This is a genomic window from Paenibacillus sp. J31R34 (genome assembly GCF_059383715.1).
The window spans coordinates 324,303-344,597 of the sequence record NZ_JBXENU010000005.1; the positions used below are offsets into that span (position 1 = coordinate 324,303).

General features: G+C 51.0%; 19 protein-coding genes. 12 read left to right on the forward strand and 7 right to left on the reverse strand.

Annotation, left to right across the window (positions count from 1 at the left end; all coding sequences use genetic code 11):
* Positions 1–7: 7 nt before the first annotated feature.
* Positions 8–1,522, reverse strand: coding sequence for an FAD-dependent monooxygenase (locus tag AC50YG_RS16410; RefSeq protein WP_494828073.1), 1,515 nt, complete (start codon positions 1,520–1,522; stop codon positions 8–10).
* Positions 1,523–1,666: 144 nt separating this feature from the next.
* Between AC50YG_RS16410 and AC50YG_RS16415 the strand changes: the two genes are divergently transcribed.
* The 12 genes from AC50YG_RS16415 (at position 1,667) to AC50YG_RS16470 (ending at position 14,001) form a co-directional block, all read left to right on the forward strand.
* Entirely contained in the window at positions 1,667–2,374 is a 708-nt protein-coding gene (locus tag AC50YG_RS16415) for a MarR family transcriptional regulator (RefSeq protein ID WP_494828074.1), read from the forward strand.
* Positions 2,375–2,508: 134 nt separating this feature from the next.
* Positions 2,509–3,174: a polysaccharide deacetylase family protein gene (locus AC50YG_RS16420; protein WP_494828075.1), complete on the forward strand. Its 666-nt coding sequence runs from the start codon at positions 2,509–2,511 to the stop codon at positions 3,172–3,174.
* A gap of 237 nt (positions 3,175–3,411) precedes the next feature.
* Positions 3,412–4,302 (forward strand): LysR substrate-binding domain-containing protein, encoded by an 891-nt coding sequence (locus AC50YG_RS16425; RefSeq protein ID WP_494828076.1) that lies wholly within the window; start codon positions 3,412–3,414, stop codon positions 4,300–4,302.
* A 213-nt stretch (positions 4,303–4,515) separates the two neighbouring features.
* The gene (locus tag AC50YG_RS16430; protein WP_494828077.1) at positions 4,516–5,376 is read left to right on the forward strand and encodes a transporter substrate-binding domain-containing protein; all 861 of its coding nucleotides are present in this window, start codon (positions 4,516–4,518) and stop codon (positions 5,374–5,376) included.
* 48 nt (positions 5,377–5,424) lie between these two features.
* Entirely contained in the window at positions 5,425–6,192 is a 768-nt protein-coding gene (locus tag AC50YG_RS16435; protein WP_494828078.1) for an amino acid ABC transporter permease, read from the forward strand.
* A gap of 5 nt (positions 6,193–6,197) precedes the next feature.
* A complete protein-coding gene (locus AC50YG_RS16440; RefSeq protein ID WP_494828079.1) occupies positions 6,198–6,908 on the forward strand; it encodes an amino acid ABC transporter permease in 711 nt (236 codons plus the stop codon).
* The gene (locus tag AC50YG_RS16445; RefSeq protein ID WP_473760594.1) at positions 6,905–7,657 is read left to right on the forward strand and encodes an amino acid ABC transporter ATP-binding protein; all 753 of its coding nucleotides are present in this window, start codon (positions 6,905–6,907) and stop codon (positions 7,655–7,657) included. The genes AC50YG_RS16440 and AC50YG_RS16445 overlap by 4 nt, the downstream gene beginning before the upstream one ends.
* Positions 7,658–7,697: 40 nt before the next feature.
* Complete coding sequence (locus tag AC50YG_RS16450; protein WP_494828080.1) at positions 7,698–8,714, forward strand: LLM class flavin-dependent oxidoreductase; 1,017 nt, start codon at positions 7,698–7,700, stop codon at positions 8,712–8,714.
* A 91-nt stretch (positions 8,715–8,805) separates the two neighbouring features.
* Positions 8,806–9,981, forward strand: coding sequence for an amidohydrolase (locus AC50YG_RS16455; protein WP_494828081.1), 1,176 nt, complete (start codon positions 8,806–8,808; stop codon positions 9,979–9,981).
* Positions 9,982–10,102: 121 nt separating this feature from the next.
* Positions 10,103–10,636 (forward strand): GNAT family N-acetyltransferase, encoded by a 534-nt coding sequence (locus tag AC50YG_RS16460; protein WP_473760588.1) that lies wholly within the window; start codon positions 10,103–10,105, stop codon positions 10,634–10,636.
* Positions 10,637–10,658: 22 nt separating this feature from the next.
* Positions 10,659–11,990: an LLM class flavin-dependent oxidoreductase gene (locus tag AC50YG_RS16465; RefSeq protein WP_341278904.1), complete on the forward strand. Its 1,332-nt coding sequence runs from the start codon at positions 10,659–10,661 to the stop codon at positions 11,988–11,990.
* A gap of 229 nt (positions 11,991–12,219) precedes the next feature.
* Complete coding sequence (locus AC50YG_RS16470) at positions 12,220–14,001, forward strand: glycoside hydrolase family 2 protein (RefSeq protein ID WP_494828082.1); 1,782 nt, start codon at positions 12,220–12,222, stop codon at positions 13,999–14,001.
* 822 nt (positions 14,002–14,823) lie between these two features.
* Here the strand turns inward: AC50YG_RS16470 and AC50YG_RS16475 are convergent.
* The 6 genes from AC50YG_RS16475 to AC50YG_RS16500 form a co-directional block, all read right to left on the reverse strand.
* A complete protein-coding gene (locus AC50YG_RS16475; protein WP_494828083.1) occupies positions 14,824–15,309 on the reverse strand; it encodes a hypothetical protein in 486 nt (161 codons plus the stop codon).
* A gap of 86 nt (positions 15,310–15,395) precedes the next feature.
* Positions 15,396–15,593 carry a DUF6199 family natural product biosynthesis protein gene (locus tag AC50YG_RS16480; protein ID WP_473760583.1) on the reverse strand — a complete coding sequence of 66 codons (198 nt, stop codon included), beginning with the start codon at positions 15,591–15,593 and terminating at the stop codon, positions 15,396–15,398.
* 156 nt (positions 15,594–15,749) lie between these two features.
* Positions 15,750–16,832 carry a Gfo/Idh/MocA family protein gene (locus tag AC50YG_RS16485; RefSeq protein ID WP_341278900.1) on the reverse strand — a complete coding sequence of 361 codons (1,083 nt, stop codon included), beginning with the start codon at positions 16,830–16,832 and terminating at the stop codon, positions 15,750–15,752.
* 221 nt (positions 16,833–17,053) lie between these two features.
* Positions 17,054–18,145, reverse strand: a complete 1,092-nt coding sequence (locus AC50YG_RS16490) for a Gfo/Idh/MocA family protein (protein ID WP_494828084.1) — start codon at positions 18,143–18,145, stop codon at positions 17,054–17,056.
* Between the two features lie 18 nt (positions 18,146–18,163).
* Positions 18,164–19,111: a helix-turn-helix domain-containing protein gene (locus AC50YG_RS16495; RefSeq protein ID WP_494828085.1), complete on the reverse strand. Its 948-nt coding sequence runs from the start codon at positions 19,109–19,111 to the stop codon at positions 18,164–18,166.
* Positions 19,112–19,165: 54 nt separating this feature from the next.
* Positions 19,166–20,167 carry a Gfo/Idh/MocA family protein gene (locus tag AC50YG_RS16500; protein ID WP_494828086.1) on the reverse strand — a complete coding sequence of 334 codons (1,002 nt, stop codon included), beginning with the start codon at positions 20,165–20,167 and terminating at the stop codon, positions 19,166–19,168.
* Between the last annotated feature and the right edge of the window lie 128 nt (positions 20,168–20,295).

Consider the following 20,295-nt stretch of genomic DNA (forward strand, 5'->3'; position numbering starts at 1 on the left):
AACCGTATCACAGAGAAACTAAATCCCTGGTAATTTTCTTAGTCACATTGTCGAAGGCTGCCAACCAATTGGCTGTGATGATGCTTCCGATGTAACCGTCTGGTCGGATTAGCATTAACGTATCGCCAGTAATGCCGTACATGCTGGTCAGCTTGCCGGCAATGTCATTGAGGCAATTGGGATCGACTCCGTGCCCAGTATTAACGGCGTAACGGTGCAAATCGGCGCCGCCGTTCGGCCAGCTCAACTGGGGGAGTACTTTGGCGGCGTTCGCTCCGAAGGCCAGTATGGTGAAGTGCGGTCCCTGGAAGACGTCGAACAGACGCCGTATCCCGCCTGGTCCGTTGCAGGGCGCGTCCGGTGCCCGATCACCCACATGCAGGTTTTTGGTGGCTGGCGCGTCGGCAGGGGCGAGCGGCCCGCGATGGTACGAAAGTCCGAGCTGCCGCTCCTCGTCTCCGCGCTTAAGGGTCGAGAGACGTTGCTGGTCAAGACGGGAGTACAGCTCACTGGACTTGCCGAGGACGCGTGCAGCAACTGGCTGCCGTTCGGTCTCATAGCTATCGAGGAGGCTGTCGGGAGCACCAGCGATGACCTGAGCGAGTTTCCAGCCAAGATTGTAGGCGTCCTGCACACCTGTGTTGAGGCCCTGCGCACCAGCTGGGGTGTGGACGTGGGCAGCATCGCCTGCGAGAAAGACGTTGCCCGCCCGGTAGTGCTCGGCGAGCCGGACGTTGGGCCGGAACACCGAGGTCCAGGTGATGCTGTGGAGCCGGAAACCGGTGAGCTTATGGAACTGGGCGGCCAGGGCAGCTTCGTCGAGGTCAGGCGTCTCGTCTGGTGTCAGCCGGATCATGACCTGAAACTGGTCAGAGTGGGGCAACGGGCATGCTCCGACAAACTTGCCGTGCGTGCGTGGCCACATATGCCACCGGTTGCGTGACAGTCCGTCGATCGTACAGTCGATGATGAGCGTACGGTCGGAGTCGGCGGTATCTCCGATGAATCGAATACCAGAGGCCTTGCGGACCGAGCTCGAGCCGCCGTCGGCCCCGACCAGATACCTGCTGCGGACCTTCTCCCCCGTTGAGAGAGTCGTCGTCACCCCATCGGCATCCTGTTCGAAACCCACCACCGCTGTGTCAAACTCGATTCCTAGCCCGAGGCGATCGAGCAGACGGTGCAGGATGGCATCGGTGCGGTGCTGCTGCAGCAGCAGGATGTTCGGATACGGCACGTTAGGCGTTGGCTTGTTCCGCTGCTGCATCCGCCAAGGCACAGTGATTGGTCCGAAATGGAGTCCCGCGAGCGGGTATGGGCCGCCCTCCGCGAGAGCCTCGCCCAGAATACCGAGGTCTTCAAACACCTCGAGGGTTCGCGGCTGGACGCCCTTTGCACGAGAGCCCTTGAAGGCATGCGGTGCTTTATCTACCAGTCGGACACGAAGGCCGCGCCGCAGAAGGTCTGCTGCTAGCGTGGAGCCGGTTGGTCCGGCTCCGGCGATGAGTACGTCAACGTTCATTTATATTCCTCCACTATCATTTTGGTTTCCATGAAACAATAATAGATGCCACTCCTTCCTTTGTCAATATTGTTTCCAGGAAACTTTAATTTTGTGCTGCCCACTGTTATACTGGTATTAGGCTAATCATCGGAGGAGAAATGAATGATCAACCATAAGGAAGTACAAAATAAAGATCGCTTAATCAAGGGATTGTTAGAAGTTGTGAATGACATACAGCTTAGATACCAAGCGGAAGATGATGAAGAGAAACAATGGCTGATCCAAAATAGCCCTAATCCTGCTGTTGCAGAGTTGGTAAAAGAAATGACAGTCATGATGCTGCATGTGCTGGATGCGATTGGAAAGCTTGAGCCTGTAAATGGCATAACGATTTCAAAGAAGTTCGGCTATTCCAAAGGGAGTATCTCTAAAATTACGAGAAAACTGGCGGATAAACAAATCATCCTTTTTGAATACCTTCCGGATAACAAAAAAGAAATTCTGTTCCGTACCACATCACTGGGCAAAGAGATTTATCGTCTGCATGAAGCCCTGCATCATCAAATTAATATCGGAGTCAATCGTTTCCTGCAACGGTATAACGAAGCTGAATTAAGCTTTCTCGTCAATGCCCTTAGCGAAACGTTGCATACATCATGGGTATATTCGGAGACGAAAGAGGAGTCAATTGCACCGAGTCAGAGAGCTGCGAACACAAACGAAGAGACAGACAATGACAAGTCCGTTCGTACCTTATCAGATACCGAGGAAATGAACGAAATCATGGCGATACTCCATAAGTTGGATTCCCAAAACTTAAAGAAAGCTAAAGCGATTCTAAACGATACTTTTTTAACTCCCTCGAAATGATCCAGTTTTCCTTGTTCCTTTTGACGATATTTAATATTGGAATACTGCCAAAATGAGGATGCGAAATCGCTTTGTTTCTGTCAAAATGATAGAGAGTGGACAAGTTGTAATTATGAAGAGGAGACGGTCATTTCATGGTCAAATTATCAATGATACATCAGATTTCTGTAAGGGAAAAGGCAGTGGCCTTCACATTTGATGATGGTCCGAGTCCGGTATATACGAGCCAATTGCTTGATATTTTCCGCAGTGTGGGAGGCCGAGCAACCTTTTTTATGATTGGTCAGGAGATGGAAGCGCATCCAGAAATGGCGGCCGTTGTGCATCAGGAGGGCCACGAGCTCGGGAATCATACTTATTCCCATCCAGACCTTACTGAACTGACGTTGGAGGAAGCTAGTGGGGAGCTGCAGCGAACAGATGTCCTTATGCGGAAGGTTACAGGGCAACAGGTACGTAGCTTCAGACCGCCATTCTTTGGCGTGAATGACAGCATTCTGTCTCTGGCTGCAGAGTACGGATACCGGTCAATCGGCACGGTAAATGGAGCGGCCAAGGACTGGGAAACGCCAGGCGTCGATTATATTCTGGAGCATACACGGCAGGTGGTCGCGCCCGGCAGTATTTTGCTGTTCCATGACGGGTACGGGGACCGTTCCCAAACCATTGAAGCGGTTCGGGTGCTGGTGGAAGAACTGGCTGCAGAAGGCTATCGTTTTGTCACCACCAGTGAACTGCTGGATATGGCCGATCCGGATGAGAGCGGTCTGACGATGAGCCCAGAGGAGTTAGAAGGATAGACCTGAAGCACAGGGCCTTCCGTTTTTATCGAATCATGGTATACTCCAATGACGGACACCCGCGAGGTGTCCGTTTTTCTTGCATCCACAAAACCGCGCGCGATGAATGGTCCGGCTATGGGGCTATTTTTTTCTCCTTCGCCCATTGACACCTAGGTAGATGTGGATTACCATTATCACAACATAATTCCAAGTTAACAAGTTGGTTAAGTTGTATTTTGCGAGGAGGCTCTCCCGGTGAATATCGAAAATATAGAAGCATTCGTCTATGTCATTTACTACGGCAGCTTTAATAAGGCTGCGGAAAGCCTGTTTCTTTCCCAGCCGTCCGTAACGGCGAGAATTCAGTCGCTGGAGCGGGAGCTTGATTGCAAGCTGTTCGACCGCATGGGCAAGCAAATTCAATTGACCGAGGAAGGCAAGCGGTTCCTGCCGTACGCCCAGCAAATTTTGCAGACGCTGGAAAAGGGTCGCAAACAGCTGCATCAGAAGCAGGAGATGCCTGCCCAGCTGAGAATTGGCTGTACCGTGTCAACGGCAAATTATTTGGTGCCGAGGCTGCTGCCAGCACTGAAGGAGAAGCATCCTGGCATTCGTTTCAAGACAGTGACCGCCAAGACGGATGATATTGTGGAAAAGGTGCTGAACAAAGAGGTCGATATCGGCTTTGTCCGTCAAACGACCCATCCCGGCTTGCGCTCGGTTAAGCTGCTGGATGACGCCATTCGGCTGCATGTGTATGAGGGCCACCCTTTTCTGAAAGAAAAGCAGATTACGCTAAGGGCGATAGGCAACCAGCCGCTGGTGTTTTTTGAATGTGGAGCGCTGGACTGGGTAAGGCTGCAGCGGGTTTTTGAATCACTTAATGAACCGCCGGAAATGTCCTGCCACACAGATAACTTGGAAACCGCGAAGAAGCTTGTGCTGCAAAAGCTGGGGATCTGCTTCCTGCCAAGTCTGTCTGCCTATGACGAGGTTCAGGCTGGCCAGCTTTTCCCGATTGCGATTCCGGAAGTGGAGGGACTGTCGCTGGATACGAACCTGATTATGCTTAACGGGGAGAGCAGTCCTTTTTTCGAAAGCTTGGTGAAGCTTGTCAAAGCATTGCCTTTCGTCAGCGGGGCATAAAAAGTAAAACGTAAAACGAGGGAATTCGACACACGAACAGAGCTGCCCTGAAGCCGACCTATCGAATGTTTAGATAAGAGAATAGAAAAACCCTATTATCCGAGGCATTGACGGTTTGATGAGCGGATGATAAATTAGTGACAGAACAATTCTTACTTAATAGGTAGGAATTATAGGTTTTATAAAACGAGATGACATGGGGGAACGATTTTTATGAAAAAAAGAACTTTTTTAGCTACGCTGCTGGTATTGTCCTTTACGCTGACGGCGTGCGGAGCTGCAAATAATGGCGCGAATGAAACAGCAAACAGCGGTGCAGGGGCAAGTGCTAGCCCGGCTCAGGAAGTGAAGAAAATTATTGTCGGCACGGGTACCCAGTTCCCGAATGTATGCTTTATCGATGAGGACGGCAAGCTGACAGGCTTCGACGTTGAGCTGGTTAGAGAAATCGATAAACGCCTTCCGGAATATGAGTTTGAATTCCAAACGCAAGAATTTTCAAGCTTGCTGCTAAGCCTTGAGACGAAAAAAATCGATTTTGTCGCTCACCAAATGGAGAAAAATCCAGAGCGTGAGGCCAAATTCCTTTTTAATAAAGAGCCGTACAGCATTTTCCTTTCCAAAATCGCAGTGTACAGAGACAATACGACGATTAATTCAATCGACGATTTGACAGGCAAAAAAGTGTTCACATCGCCAACGAGCAATCAGGCCTTTTTCCTGGAGCAATACAACAAGGATCACAACAATCCGTATGAAATTGTTTATTCCAGCGGCGCAGCCAACGACCGAATTGCCTTGCTCAAAAGCGGCCGCGTAGATGCAACGCTTGCTACGGACTTCTCGCTTCCGTTCTACCCTGACACAGATGGCAAACCTGCGATGAAAACGGTAGGCGACCCGCTCATTCAATCCGACGTGCTGTTCGTACTTCGGAAAGACAGCCAGGAGCTGGCAGACAAACTGGATGCAGCAATTAAAGAGGTTAAAGCAGACGGAACGCTGTCGAAGCTGAGCGTAGAGTGGCTTGGTGAAGACTACACAAAACCGCTTGATGAAGTTGTAAAAAAATAAATGGTGCTACTAACTTGCTGGTCAAGGGTGTAAGACGGAGGGAAACCTATGGGCAGAAAATTTGATATTCATTACTTGCTAGATTTCATACCCAAATTGCTGTCTTACCTGCATATCACCTTGTTTATTGTAGCTGCATCCATTTTGCTGGGCATCGTGGTTGGTTTTATAATCGCGCTGCCCCGGCTTTACAAAACTCCCGTATTGCAGCGGGTTTCGCAGGTGTATGTATCCTTTTTCCGCGGAACGCCCATATTGATTCAGCTCTTTCTCATTTATTACGGCCTTCCGGAATTGCTTAAGCTGGTTCATATCGATGTATCACGGGCCAATGTGCTCGTTTTCGTTATTTTGGCTTATGCTCTCCATAGTAGCGCTTTTATATCTGAGGCGATTCGGGCGGCGGTCAATGGGGTGGATCGTGGGCAGGTAGAGGCGGCCTATGCGATTGGAATGAGCGGCTATCAAGCGTTTACCCGAATTGTGCTGCCGCAGGCGCTGGCGATATCGATCCCGATTTTGGCGAATCTCGTCATTGGCAATCTGAAGGACACGTCGCTGGCATTCACGCTGGGCGCCATGGAAATGACGGGCAAGTCGCAGACGCTAGCCTCGGCAACCCAGCATTTTATCGAAACCTACATTGCTTTGTCCCTTATTTATTTTGTAATCAGTACGATTTTGGAGCGGACCTTCCATTATTTAGAGCGCAGGCTGTTGCGTCATGAGAAACAAGTGGCCGAACCGGCGGAGCGTTATGGTAAAAGAAGGCTGTGGAAGCGGACGCTCATCGCGCGCTTTGAGAAAGGAGGCTGAGCCTGATGTCACTAGACCCTGGATTTATATGGACGGCCTTTCTCAGCTTGTTCAAGGCGCTGCCGAATACCCTTTATATTACCATCGTCTCGGTGTTCGTCGGTTTCATTATCGGTACAGCAGTTGCCCTTATTCGTATTTATCGCATTCCGGTTCTATATCCATTGGCTAGCGCTTATGTGCTATTCATTCGTGGTACGCCGATGCTCATGCATTTGCTGCTTATCTATTTCGGCCTTCCGATCATAATCGATGGGCTGGCAAGCGCACTCGGACTTGGCTTTAATTCAACGGTTATTCCGTTAATCGGATTTGCTTATATTTCTTTCTCGATTACTGCAGGCGCCTATATGTCGGAGGTTGTACGCGCAGGCATTGTTGCGGTGAACCGCGGACAGATGGAGGCCGCTTATTCCATTGGAATGACGACGCCGCAGGCGCTGCGCCGTATTGTACTGCCGCAGGCGCTCGCCGTCTGCTTGCCGAATCTATCGAACAATTTGATTGGCATGCTGCACGGTTCAACGCTCGCTTTTACCGTATCTGTCGTTGAAATCAATGCCCAAGCGCAAATTGTCGCTGCCACAAACTGGAAATTTCTCGAAGCCTACATTGCAGCTGCGGTGCTGTTCTGGGGCATGACCATATTAATCGAGCAGGCTACAGCTTGGCTTGAGCGGAGAATTAATAAATACAATCGAGGTGGCGTAGCATGATTGAACTGAAGCAAATTTCCAAGTCGTTTGGGAAAAATCAGGTGCTTCAATCCATCGATTTGACGGTGGAAAAAGGCGAGGTTGTTGTCATATTGGGCCCAAGCGGCTCGGGTAAAACAACCTTGCTGCGCTGCATCAATTATTTGGAGAAGCCCGATAATGGGCAAATCCGCATTGGGGATTTCGAGCTGGACTTCAAGGCAGCAGGGAAAAAAGATATTCATAATCTGCGCCAGCGCTCGGCTATGGTGTTCCAGCATTACAATTTATTCAAGCATAAGACGGCGCTGGAAAACGTCATGGAAGGGCTGCTCATTGTGCAAAAGCTGCCCAAAGACGAAGCAAGGCGGCGCAGCACGCAAATGCTGGAGAAGGTAGGGCTTGCGGCGAAGCTTGACGCTTACCCAAGCGAGCTGTCCGGCGGACAGCAGCAGCGGGTGGGCATCGCCCGGGCGCTTGCGCTGAACCCGGAAGTGATTTTGTTCGATGAGCCGACGTCGGCGCTTGATCCGGAGCTTGTGGGCGAAGTGCTTGATGTCATTCGCAAAATCGCTGGAGAAGGCATTACGATGATCGTCGTCACGCATGAAATGGGCTTTGCCCGCGATGTCGCAAGCCATGTCGTCTTTATGGACGGCGGTGTTATCGTCGAAGAAGGCAAGCCGAGCGAGCTGTTCGGCAGGCCGAAGGAAGAACGGACCAAGCAGTTTCTGAAGCGAATCGCGCCGGAACCTAGCTATAGCATATAAACGAGCGTTGCAAGGCAAACGACGATGGGAGAGAATGAAAATGGCGATTAAGCTTAGCATTTTAGACCAAAGCCCTGTTTTTCCAGGCAGCACGCCGGCAGAGGCTTTTCAAAATACACTCACACTGGTGAAAAAGGCGGAGCAGCTCGGCTACAACCGTTTCTGGGTATCCGAACATCATGATTCGGCGCAAGTTGCCGGCTCCTCGCCTGAGGTGCTGATTTCGTTTTTGCTTGCTCAAACAGAAAGTATTCGCATTGGCTCAGGCGGTATTATGCTCCAGCATTATAGCCCTTATAAAGTAGCGGAAAACTTTAATTTGCTGGCGACACTTGCTCCAGGCCGTGTTGATCTAGGAATCGGCCGTGCGCCGGGCGGGCTGCCGCGTTCCACGCAGGCTTTGCAGAAAGGCATTTCACAGGAGCAGTCGCTGCAGGATAAGCTGGTGGAATTAGAGCATTTTGTGCAAAATACGCTGCCCGCGGAGCATGAGCTGGCCGGGTTGCAGGCTTCCCCTGTGCCAGAGCAGCCAGCCGAAATCTATGTGCTTGGCGCTAGTGTAGCAAGTGCGAAGCTGGCAGCTGAAGCCGGTTACCCGTACGTATTTGCCCAATTTATTAACAGTGATGCAGCTATCGCGGAAGAGGCGCTGACCGCTTATCATGCGGAGTTCCGCTCGGATAAAGGCAAGCAGCCGCAGGCGATTTTGGCGCTGTCGCTCATTGCCGCTAATACCGATGAGGAGGCAGCACTGCTGGCCTCTGATCATAAAAACGTTAAAATTCATTTGGAAAATGGCAAGACGCTGACGGTCGGAACCGTCGAGCAGGCGGAAGAATTCGGCAGACAATCGGGCCAGCCTTATAGGGTTGAAGTGAAGGAAGCCGAAATTACGAAAGGCTCGAAGGAGACCGTTCGGAGGCGGCTGCTGGAATGGCAGGAGAAGCATCACGTCAATGAGTTTATTATAACGACGGCGGTTAAGGATTTTGAAGCTAGAATTCATTCCTATGAGCTGTTATCGGAAGCTTTCGCTGAGCTTGCTGTAGAAAGCTAGAAGGTTTAAAGTGGATACTGTGAAAGGCAAGTAGTAGGGCAGGCAGCATGAATAGGCTGGAGCAAAAGCACGATGCGGGGGAGGATTTGGCATGGCGGATACACAGGCGGCGGAGAGGACGCAGCAGTTGGGGGCAAAGCTGATTGAAATACGGCGCCAGCTGCACCAGCATCCCGAATTATCAAATGAAGAGTTCGCCACGACGAAGGCGATTCAAGGCTGGCTTACGGAAGCGGGCATTCGCATCGTCGATTATGGGCTGAAAACGGGTGTGGTCGTCGAAGTAGGCGGCAAACGCAGCGGGCCTGTTCTGGCTTTGCGTGCCGATATTGATGCACTGCCGATCCAAGAGGAGACGGGGCTGCCCTATGCATCGCAAGTGGCGGGAAAAATGCATGCTTGCGGGCATGATTATCATACCGCTTCGCTCATCGGTGCAGCTTTACTGCTCAAGCAGCGCGAGGAGACGCTGGCGGGAACGGTGCGCCTTATTTTTCAGCCTTCTGAGGAGAAGGCGACAGGCGCACAGGTGGTCATTGCAAGCGGCGCGCTTGATGGTGTGGGGGCTATTTATGGCATTCATAATAAGCCGGATCTGCCCGTCGGGACGATTGGCATTAAGCCGGGACCGATAATGGCAGCAGCCGATGGTTTTGTTGTTGAGGTGACGGGCAAAGGCAGCCATGCGGCTGTGCCGGAAGCAAGCATTGATCCGATTGTGACGGCGGCGCATATTGTGACGGCGCTGCAATCGATCGTCAGCCGCAATGTCAGCCCGCTGCTGAGCGCGGTCGTTAGCGTGACGCGCATTCAAAGCGGAACCGCCTGGAATGTCATAGCGGAAAAGGCCGTCTTCGACGGGACGATTCGCACCTTTGACGAGCAGGTGAGGAAGCATGTGCTGGAACGTTTCCAGCAGGTGGCGGAAAATGTAGCAGCAGCGTTCGGCGCAACTGCGACGGTGCGCTGGATTAAAGGGCCGCCAGCGGTTCAAAATGACCCGGCTTTAGTAGAAGCAGCAGTCGCAGCAGCTCACGAAACGTTGCTGCAGGTCGTAGAGCCGCTTCCGTCTTCTGCTGGAGAGGATTTTGCTTTTTATCAGAAGCAAGTGCCGGGTTTGTTTTTTTTCATGGGAACAGCGGGCCCGCAGGAATGGCATCATCCTGCTTTCGATATCGATGAGCAAGCCCTGCCGCTGACCGCTGCTTATTTCGCCAATCTGGCCAGTCGTTATTTGGAGTCGTTCGGAGAAACGAATAAGCAATAAACGAAGCGAATAACAAAAGCGAATAACAAAAGGGCTCCAAGACGTCATCGTATAGATGAAGCGGTCAAGGCTCTTTTCATCCTATAATTCCGATAAAAATCATGCGAAAGGTGTGTATAGTGTGGCGAATATCAAAGTTGAAGTTCGGGATGCGGTAGCGGAAGACCGCGAGGCGATTTTGCGCATCGTCGTAGCTGCTTATTCGCAGTACGAGGCTGTTATGTCACCCGATCGCTGGGCCGATTATAAGGCTTCTATTATTGAATCGGTTGATAAGGAAGGACCCCAGGCGCGCATAGTTGCGGAGGTGAATGGGGAGATCGTCGGCAGTGTGCTGCTGTTCACTTCGTCGACTACCGCCTATGGACGTCCAGAGCTGAAAATCGATTCACCGATTATTCGCTTGCTTGGGGTAGCGCCAGAGGCACGCGGGCTTGGCGTTGCGACAGAGTTGATCAAGGAAAGCATTCGCCGTTCGCTCGCGCTTGGGGCTTCCACGCTGCATCTGCACACCTCTGATTTAATGGCGTCTGCCATTAAGCTTTATGAGCGGCTGGGCTTTGAACGGGCGACGGATAAGGAAATGTACAATGGCGATGTTTTGGTGAAATGCTACAAGCTGCAGCTTCAGGAAACGGCATTATTGTCTTCATAAACATTCGGAGGAGGAATTGGTTATGGCTAAGCGGAAAAAAATCAAATTTGGTGCAATTGTTCATGGGGTTGGCGGTCATGTTGGGGCTTGGAGACATAAGGATGCCGTGACGGATGCCAGCGTTAATTTTGAATTTTACAAGCAGCAGGCGCAGAAGGCTGAGGCAGGCAAATTCGATCTTGTATTTATTGCCGATGGGCTCTACATTACCGAGCATTCGCTGCCTCATTTCTTGAATCGATTTGAGCCGCTGACTATCCTTTCCGCGCTGGCGGCGGTTACTTCGAAGATCGGCTTGGTTGGCACGCTGTCGACATCCTACAGCGAGCCGTTCACCGTAGCTCGGCAGTTTGCTTCGCTCGATCATATTAGCGGCGGGCGCGGCGGCTGGAATGTCGTCACGTCACCACTTGAAGGCTCGGCGAAAAACTACAGCAAGGCGGATCATCCAACGCATCCGCAGCGCTACCGCATTGCCGAGGAATATTTGGAGGTAACGCGCGGGCTTTGGGATTCATGGGAAGATGATGCTTTTGTGCGGGATAAGGAATCGGGCGTGTTTTTTGACCCGGAGAAGCTGCATCGTTTGAATCATAAAGGCGAGTTTTTCTCCGTGCAGGGGCCGCTCAATATTGCCCGCTCTAAGCAGGGTCAGCCGGTTGTTTTCCAAGCGGGCTCCTCGGAGGATGGACGCAATTTGGCAGCGAAAAGTGCCGATGCGGTATTTACGGGGCATGAGTCCTTGGAGGAAGCGAAGGCTTTCTATCTCGATGTGAAAAATAGAGCGGCAGCGTATGGCCGGTCGGCAGATGAAATTGGCATTTTCCCAGGCATTTCTCCCATTATCGGACATACGCAGGAAGAAGCAGACCGCAAATACGAGGAGCTGGCGAGCCTCGTGTCTATTGATAAGGCGCTGCAATTTTTGGGCCGCTTCTTCGAGCATTTCGACTTCTCGCAGTTTCCGCTCGATGAGCCATTCCCGGATATTGGCGATCTCGGCAGCAACAGCTTCCGCAGCGGCACGGACAAAATCAAGAGCAAAGCTCGGGAGCACGGCTTGACGCTGCGCCAAGTCGCGCTAAGTGTAGCGACACCGCGCACCGACTTTATCGGTACGCCAGAGAAAATCGCTGATTTGATTCAGCAATGGCATGAGGAAGAGGGAGCCGACGGCTTCATTATCCATTCCTCGGTGCCGAAGGGACTCGATGACTTCGTCGATTTGGTTGTGCCTATTTTGCAGGAGCGCGGTATCTACCGGACAGAGTATGAGCATGATACGCTCCGCGGCAATTTGGAGCTGCCGATTCCTGAGAACCGCTATGCTGCAAAAGCGCTAAGCAAAGCTTAATACAGCATTTCTGAGCTGTTGATCGGACAAAAAAGAATAGTAATCGCGTTTGTATCATACACGGGTACCAGCACACTGGACATTTTTTGGAAATGTTCACTGCACGGGCCCGTGTATTTGCTGTTTACATACATATGCCATGCAAAGGGCGCCTTGCAAAAAACGGAAATAGTGATAAAATAGTAGCGTTTACAATAGGGGCGTTAAAGCCATATTGGGGAGGCAAAGCATGTCCAGATTATTTCAGACTAATACAATTCGAAAAGTAAGAGAACTCGGCGGTATGTGGGATTTTGTCACGGTTCCGGATGGAGAAATTCAGCTGGAATCGCTTCAATATCGATATAGGCTGGCGGTTCCGGGCTGCTGGGAGACGCATCCGGAGCTGCTGACATACAGTGGCAGAGGTGTTTACCGCACCAAAGTGACCTTGGAGAAACGGACGTCGCTTCGTCTTATTTTTAAAGGCGTGAGCCATACAGCCAATGTGTTTTTTGATGGAAAGCCGGTTGCCCGCCATTATAATGCGTATACGGCATTCGATGCCGTCATTCGCGATGTTGAAGCGGGTACACATGAGCTTGCCGTGCTCGTGGATAATTCTTTTAGCGAAGCATCGTCGCTTCACGTCCCTAACGACTATTATACATACGGCGGAATTATTCGTCCGGTCATGCTGGAGGAAATTCAGGAGCTGTTTGTTGAGCGCATATCTTTCACCCCTTTGAAAAAGTTAACTTCAGAAACAGAAACAGAAACAGAAACAGAAATAGAATTGGAAGCAGGACAGCAAAGTGCTGGTAGCTGGCAGGCAGAGATTCGCGCTTGTGTCCGCTATCCAGCGCTATCGAAGAAGCATACGCAGGTGCAGTTGGATACTAGGCTGACGGCGACGATTGCAGGGCAGACGCTGGAGCTTGGCAGCGTGAGCTTGCAACCGGGAGAGACGGCGAGTGTAGGCGGCATTTTCAGCATGGATCAGGTGCAGTCTTGGTCGCAGGAAAATCCGGCTTTGTATTTACTGCAGGTTTTGGTGCAAATCGAAGGCCAAGCGGCTCCCGTCGATGATTTGGTGGAGCGCGTAGGCTTCCGAACGGTTACAACGGAGCGTGGACGCATTCAATTGAACGGCGAGGATATCGTGCTGCAAGGATTTAATCGGCATGAGGATCATCCGCTGACAGGTTCAGCTTTACCGCTGCCGCTTATGGCACACGATTTACAGTTGATGCTGGATATGGGCGCAAGCGCGGTGAGAACTAGCCATTATCCGAATGATGAGCGTTTTCTCGATTTATGCGATGAGCACGGTGTGCTGGTATGGGAAGAAAATCATGCCCGCGGCTTGTCGATTGAGCAAATGCGCAATCCGAATTTTATTTGGCAGTGCGAGCAGGTGAACCGCGAGATGGTGGAGCAGCATTTTAATCATCCCTCGATTATTATTTGGGCGATTTTGAATGAATGTGCCAGCGACTTGGAGGAAGGGCGCGTTCACTACAAACGGCAGCTGGAGCAAATTCGGGCAATGGACAGCAGCAGGCCGCTAACGTTTGCTTCCCATCACCGCGAGAAGGAAATTTGCTTTGACCTTGCCGACATCGTGTCCTGTAATTTGTACCCGGGCTGGTATGGCGATGAAGATCCAGGCGAGCTATGCGATGCGGCGAGAGGTTGGGCCGATGCCGCAGGTGGTGCGGGCAAGCCGATGATTATGAGCGAGTTTGGAGGCGACGGCCATTACGGCTTACGCGACCCGAACCGGGTACGCGGCACAGAGGAGCGCCAGGCAGATATTATTGAAGCGAATTTGCAGGCGTATACGTCGCGGGAGTACATGTCCGGCATGTTCATCTGGCAGTTTTGCGATTGCCGGGTAACCGAAGGCACGGGCTGGCTGCTCGCCCGCGCCGGAACGCAGAACAGCAAAGGCATTGTGGACCGCTATCGCAGGCCGAAGCTGGCTTATGAAGTGGTGAAGAAATATTTTCGAGGCAAAGCTAGCTTGTAAGGCAATTTGGACTTGTAAATGAAAGAGCTTTAGCACAAGGGTGGAGTAGTCTGGCTAAATATATTAAGCATAGAAGCGATGGGATTAACGGCATGCTGCCGTTTGCTCCATCGTTTTTTATGTGATTAGGCGTTTATGCAAATGTAAGCGAGCCAGAAGCTGATCCATTTTAGCATCAAATATCTTCCCGCCGCAGTCTCACAACCGACTCCGGTTTACTCCCTGCACGATGATGGACTTGGCGGACACAGCAGCCGCTATTTCAATAGAATCACGGGTTATGGCACCGGCTGCGGACTGAGGAGCAGCTAATGCACCGCCTGATTCCTTTTTTAGGGAATAATGAGGGAGATAACGGATTTCCTGTCCGCTTACGGCCTGAAATCGGAGTAAAACCAAGAATAGCGGAACCTCAGTCCGCCAAAAAAAGGGAGCGTTCCCGAGCTGCGGGGTCTCATCCATAGTGGTTTCAGTAACAGTGATCTGAGCCACGCACCTATGTGGTTGCCCCCAGCCTTAACTCGTTAGATAAGATTTACCCTCGAATAAGCGTTAAGCAAGCAGCACGGCCTTAAAAAGATACGAATGCTACGAAGATAACATATGACCGTAAAAAAACGTTTTTCGCAAGCAAAGGGGTCTGAGGATGGGCAGCATAAGAACAGATCGCTTTCTACTGGGACTAGGCATCATGACGCTGCTCCTTGTTCGTTAAAGTGCAGCAAATGATAGGTGAGCGGGGATTGGTCCATTTACGCCTATAGTAAAATTGGCGCGGCGATGAATGTGAGTGTAAGGGCAGGGCAGCTCTAAGGCTTAGGCCTAAAGCTGCTGCAAATCCTTCATCAACCACTCGTCAGATCCATCGCGCGATAAAAACCACACATGGGTAAAGCGGCCTTGCGGCTTATAGATGAGCTCTTTGGCACGCAAAATATCGGACATGCCGAAGGCGGGGGAAGCATTTCGAATGATTAACGCGATCGGATAAGCAGTCGCGTAATTGTTTATTTTCAATTCCTTCGTCTGAATGCGCTTATTCAGCTCGGCGATCAGCATTTCGACTACCTCTTGATTAAGATTGCGTGATTGGGAGCGGCCTAGCAGCCTTTTCGCCTCTTCGGAATCATAGAACAGATGAGTAATTTCAACGCCAATGATGTGATGATTCCGATGCTGAAGCACGGCATCCGGGCGTTCACGCTGATAGAGCAGCCGGAGCCTATTGGCATAATTTTGGTTGTAGAGACGGATGAAAATGCGGACAGCTGTGCGTTCTAGATCTCTTTTTTCCTGATAGCCCTGCAACGGAATTCCCCTATCTGCGTACCTTTCCGAGCTGCTAGCCTTCCTTCGGATCGGTTAAATTTGTGTGCATGATTAACGAATATCCCCTAAAGCCAATAAGCAATGATAGCTGTAAGCCCTGCTAGCGTGCATAATACGCCACCGAATCTTGTTGATACAAGGTAGAGGCTGGACGCCTCGGTGCCGTCATTAGATTTCCAACTCTCAGTCAGTGACCATACGAAGGCGGGCCGCGTCACCAATAATAAACCACAGCAGATTAATAAAATCCCAATAAAAAGCATGAGCGGACGCCTCCTTGAAAAATGAGTACAGTTTTATAATAACATGATCAATGACCATAACTGTAATCGTTTAGTGAAAAAAAGCCTGCTCCCTCCGCGTTCGGATGGGGAACAGGCTTATAGGTTTTAAGTTGTGCTTTATGAAGCAGCTAGCTGTTACAGATAAACGGCTTTGCCCGTGCGCGCGGACTCATAAATGGCTTCCAAAATTTGCGAAACGACATACGCTTGCTCTGGCGTTACAACCGGATCAGTGTCGTCCTCAATCGCTTTCAGCCACATTCTCATTTCCAGATCGGAGTCGCGGCCGGAATCTGCGCCATCGAAGAAAGCGACGCCGCCGGATTTCAGCTCAATGTCCGTCGTGTAAAGACGGCTATGATTTTCGCCATTGATCCGCAGGCCGCCTTTCATGTCAGCTCCGCCTTCTGTACCGGACAGCGAGCATTTTGCTTCGTCAATATCCAGTGTGTTCAGCGCCCAGCTGGACTCAAGGGAAATCGTAGCGCCGTTTTCCATAACGATCATGCCGAAAGCGGAATCTTCAACGGTAAACTTGGCAGGGTCCCAAGGGCCCCAAGCGTTGGCTGCATTTTCACGCTGCGACAGCTTGTGGTAGGCCGTTCCAAGTACAACCTTTGGCTTGTAGTTGTCCATCATCCACAATGTAAGATCCAGCGCGTGAGTACCGATATCGATTAGCGGGCCGCCGCCTTGTTTTTCTTCATCAAGGAATACACCCCATGTTGGTACGGCGCGGCGACGAATCGCATGTGCTTTCGCGTAATACACTTCGCCCAGCTCGCCATTAGCACAAATTTTCTTCAGCTGCTGGCTGTCTGGACGGAAACGGTTGTTGTAACCGATAGTCAGTTTTTTGCCAGTACGGCGTGCCGTTTCCATCATAAGCTTCGCATCTGCTGCTGTTTTTGCCATTGGCTTCTCGCACATGACATGCTTGCCAGCTTCCAGCGCAGCAATCGCGATGACCGCATGGGAATCATTCGGCGTACAGACGTGAACGATTTCAATAGATTCGTCCTTCAAAAGCTCAGTATAGTCGGTGTATACGCGAGCGCCTTCCGCACCATACTTCGCAGCAGCCTCCTGTGCGCGATGCTCTTCGATGTCGCAGAAAGCAACGATTTGTGCGCTTTTAATCGTGCTAAGGCTCGGCAAATGCTTGCCATTAGCGATACCGCCACAGCCGATAATCGCAATACGATGAGTTGTAGACATAATAAAATCCTCCTTGAATTTTGGTTTGCAGCGCTTCCGCGCGTGCTTTAAGAAGTTGTTAAATAGGTGAGCGGAGTGAAAGGTTTGGATTTGAGAAGCGATAGCGCTCGCATTTGCTAGTGGATTTCTACCGCTGAAGCGGTCTAATTCAAAGAAATCCAATAGCAACAGCGATCGAAAACCAAATCTTTCACGCAGCGAATTTCCATTTTAACAAAGTTTTACGCAAACGGGGAAGGCAAAAAGATATCGACTTCCTTTTTCGTCTGAGCAGAACGGATAATGCCGTCGATAACCGCTTGATTGCGAACGATTTGGCTGCCAGGAATAGGGGCCGGTCTGCCGTCGCGCACCGCTTCGGCAAAATCCCAAACCTTGGCGTGAAACAGATCGGTTTGGTGCTGAATAACCGGAATCGGGCTTTCCGTATGATGACCTTGTACATCATGGAACATCGTGATGGAGCCTACACTGCCATCGAATACGCCGCTCCAAGGGCCTGAGCCGGAAGGCGTAACCTTGAGCCCAGCATTAGTACCGAGGAATAGGGCGGCGCCGAGCGAGTCCATATGCATCGCCCAGGAAATTTTGAAATTGAGCACAATATCGCCTTCGAAACGAATCATTGCCACGCCAAAATCCTCAACGTCAAACTTGTCTGCTTCCTTATGATACAGCGGGTTCGTGCCAAAATGGTTAGACGTAAACGCTGATACCGTCAGCGGCTTCGGATAACCAAGCGCATTCATCGCCATGTCGAGCGAGTAGCAGCCAATGTCGGCCATGGCACCAGCTCCGGCAATGTCCTTGCGGATAAAGGTTCCGCCTGGCATGCCACGGCGGCGTCCGCCTCCCGTTTCTACATAATACACCTTGCCCAGCTCGCCAGACGAGATGAGATCACGAATGATCGCCATATTTGGGTCATAGCGCGGCTGGAAGCCGATGTTGAGCATATAGCCTGTTTTGAGTGCTGTTTCCGCCATCGTCACCGCTTCTTCAAGCGTGACCGACATTGGTTTTTCCAGCATGACATGCTTGCCTGCATTTAGCGCATCGACCGTCGTTTGAAAATGGGCCACATTCGGCGTGCAAATGCTGACGCCATCAAGCTCCGTGTCGAGCAGCTGCCGATAGTCGTCGTAAGCAGTTGCATGGGGCAGTTCCCAATGCTCAATAAATTGCCCGGCGCGGCCTGGAATAATATCGGCTACAGCTGCAACTTCTACGCCGAGCATCTGCTTATACGCTCTGGCATGGGCGCCTGCGATGCCGCCGCTGCCGATAATTCCGATTTTTAGCGTCTTGGACATTGCGATTATCATCCTTTACTACATAATAGACATCTGCTGCGCACGGTATTCAGAAGGGGTCATATCAAAACGTTTGCGAAATACCGCATGCAAATAGTTGGCATTGGCAAAACCCGTTTGCTGGGCGATTTTTTCAATCGACTGCGTGCTTTCGGCAAGCGCATGGCATACCGCCTTGAGGCGCATGTTTTCGAGTGTGGCGCTGAAGGACTGGCCGTCCCCGGCCTCCTTGAATACCCGCTGAATATGCCGCGAGCTTAAATTCAGCTTGTCGGCTACATCCTCGAGCGTGACCTCGCCGGAGTAGTTGGCCTGTATATATTCCATAGCGAGACGATAGCGGTAAGCCTTCATATCCCGTGTGGGCCAGTGGGCCTGTTCCGGCTCCTTCACCGTGTCATAAGCACGCACTGCCCGCAGCAAGATTTGAATGACATTTTGTCTGATCGTCGTATAGCTGCCTGTATAATGCCTTGAGCAAGCTTCATAAGCTTCCAAAAACAAAGGCATAGCCTGATGCACATCTTCTGCTGGAAACAGGGGCAGCGTGCGCAGCTTGCTGATGCAATCATCTGCCTCTGCCACTTCCCAGTCATCCGCTTCTGTAGCAGGGGAGGAGCCGGGCAACAATCTGCGATCGATAATATCGACATGCAGGCACAGCTCATCCATAATGTCATCCGGACTTGCTTCCTGATAATGAAGCACATCAGGTCCCGTCAAATAAAACATGCCCTCGTTCAGCGCATACGGCATATCGACCAGAATAACAGTCCCTTTGCCCTGCGGTATAAAATGAAACTCGAACTCGGCATGCTTATGAAAGTTGACGATTTTGCCGGGAAGAAACTGGGTCAGGTGAAAACGGAGCACATGAATATCGTAATAGCCCCAGCGGATGCGAAGATCAAGCCTCTCGAGCGCATCCTGGCGCTCACGCATCACTTCATATGGAAAAGGCTGCAATTGCGCCAAACCTCCCTTCAAGCCGTTATTGCTGAAAAATAATTCAGTAGTCTATTATTGCGCCAACTCATCGATACGAATCGATTTGCCTTCGCGCACGGAACGGTTCGCCGCTTCAACCAGCTTCGTTAATTCAACGGCAAGCTGAACATTTTCCTCAGCCTTCGTATCGTTAACAATATGATCGGCGAATTGGTTGAAAGCGCCTGGTCGCGAGTTTGGAAGCACCTGCTCCTGCCATTCCTTCGCAGCGTCTTCACCGTTCAAGTTCGTCCGCAGCAGCAGGCGGTCATCCGGTGTGCCGTACATCAAAGTGCCTTGCGTGCCGTGAATTTCGATCGTGAAAGGCGAGAACGCGTTGACGAAGCCCGCTTCAACGATACCGACTGCGCCTGATGCTGTTTTAAGCAGTACGACGGCGTTATCTTCTACTTCTTTTCCTGTTACATAGCCATATTGCGCAGATGCTTCAACAGGCTGCTCACCGAGGAACAGGCGAGTCAAATACATCGGGTGGCAGCCCAGATCGATCAAGGCGCCGCCGCCACATTGCTCCAAATTATAGAAATGCTCCGGCAACCAGTTTTTCGTAGCGCCATCATGCGATAATCTAACCCGAACAAGCGTTACTTTGCCAAGCAGGCCCTGTGCCAAAATGTCCTGAATCGCCAGCGTGTAGCCTGCGTTCAGCCTTGGAAGGGAAACAGTAAGCTTCACGTTATTTGCGGATACCGCTTCGATGACTTCATTCACTTCTTTAAGCGTAGGAGCGATTACCTTCTCCGTAAAAATATGCTTGCCTGCACGTGCCGCTGCAATGATAACATCGCGATGGATGTTGGACGGAGCGTCAACGATAACGGCGTCAATGTCGCTTGCGAGCATCTCGTCCAAGTTGCTGTAGAAGGGAACGCCGAGCTTGTCAGCAGCCGCTTGGCCGCGCTCTGGAAGCTCATCCCATACCGCTGTAATTTCTGTACCCGGATGCGCCTGCGCTTCCTTCGTATAATCCCAAGCATGTACATGCCAGTAGCTAATTTTACCAATTTTAATCATTTCATCACTTCTCCCAACCTAGTATACAAAATTGAGACATCACAGTAAATTTATCATAGAGATTTCAAATTTATTAGTCCAATTAAGTGACTTTGTATGTATAAGATTACGACGTGGATTTGAACGTA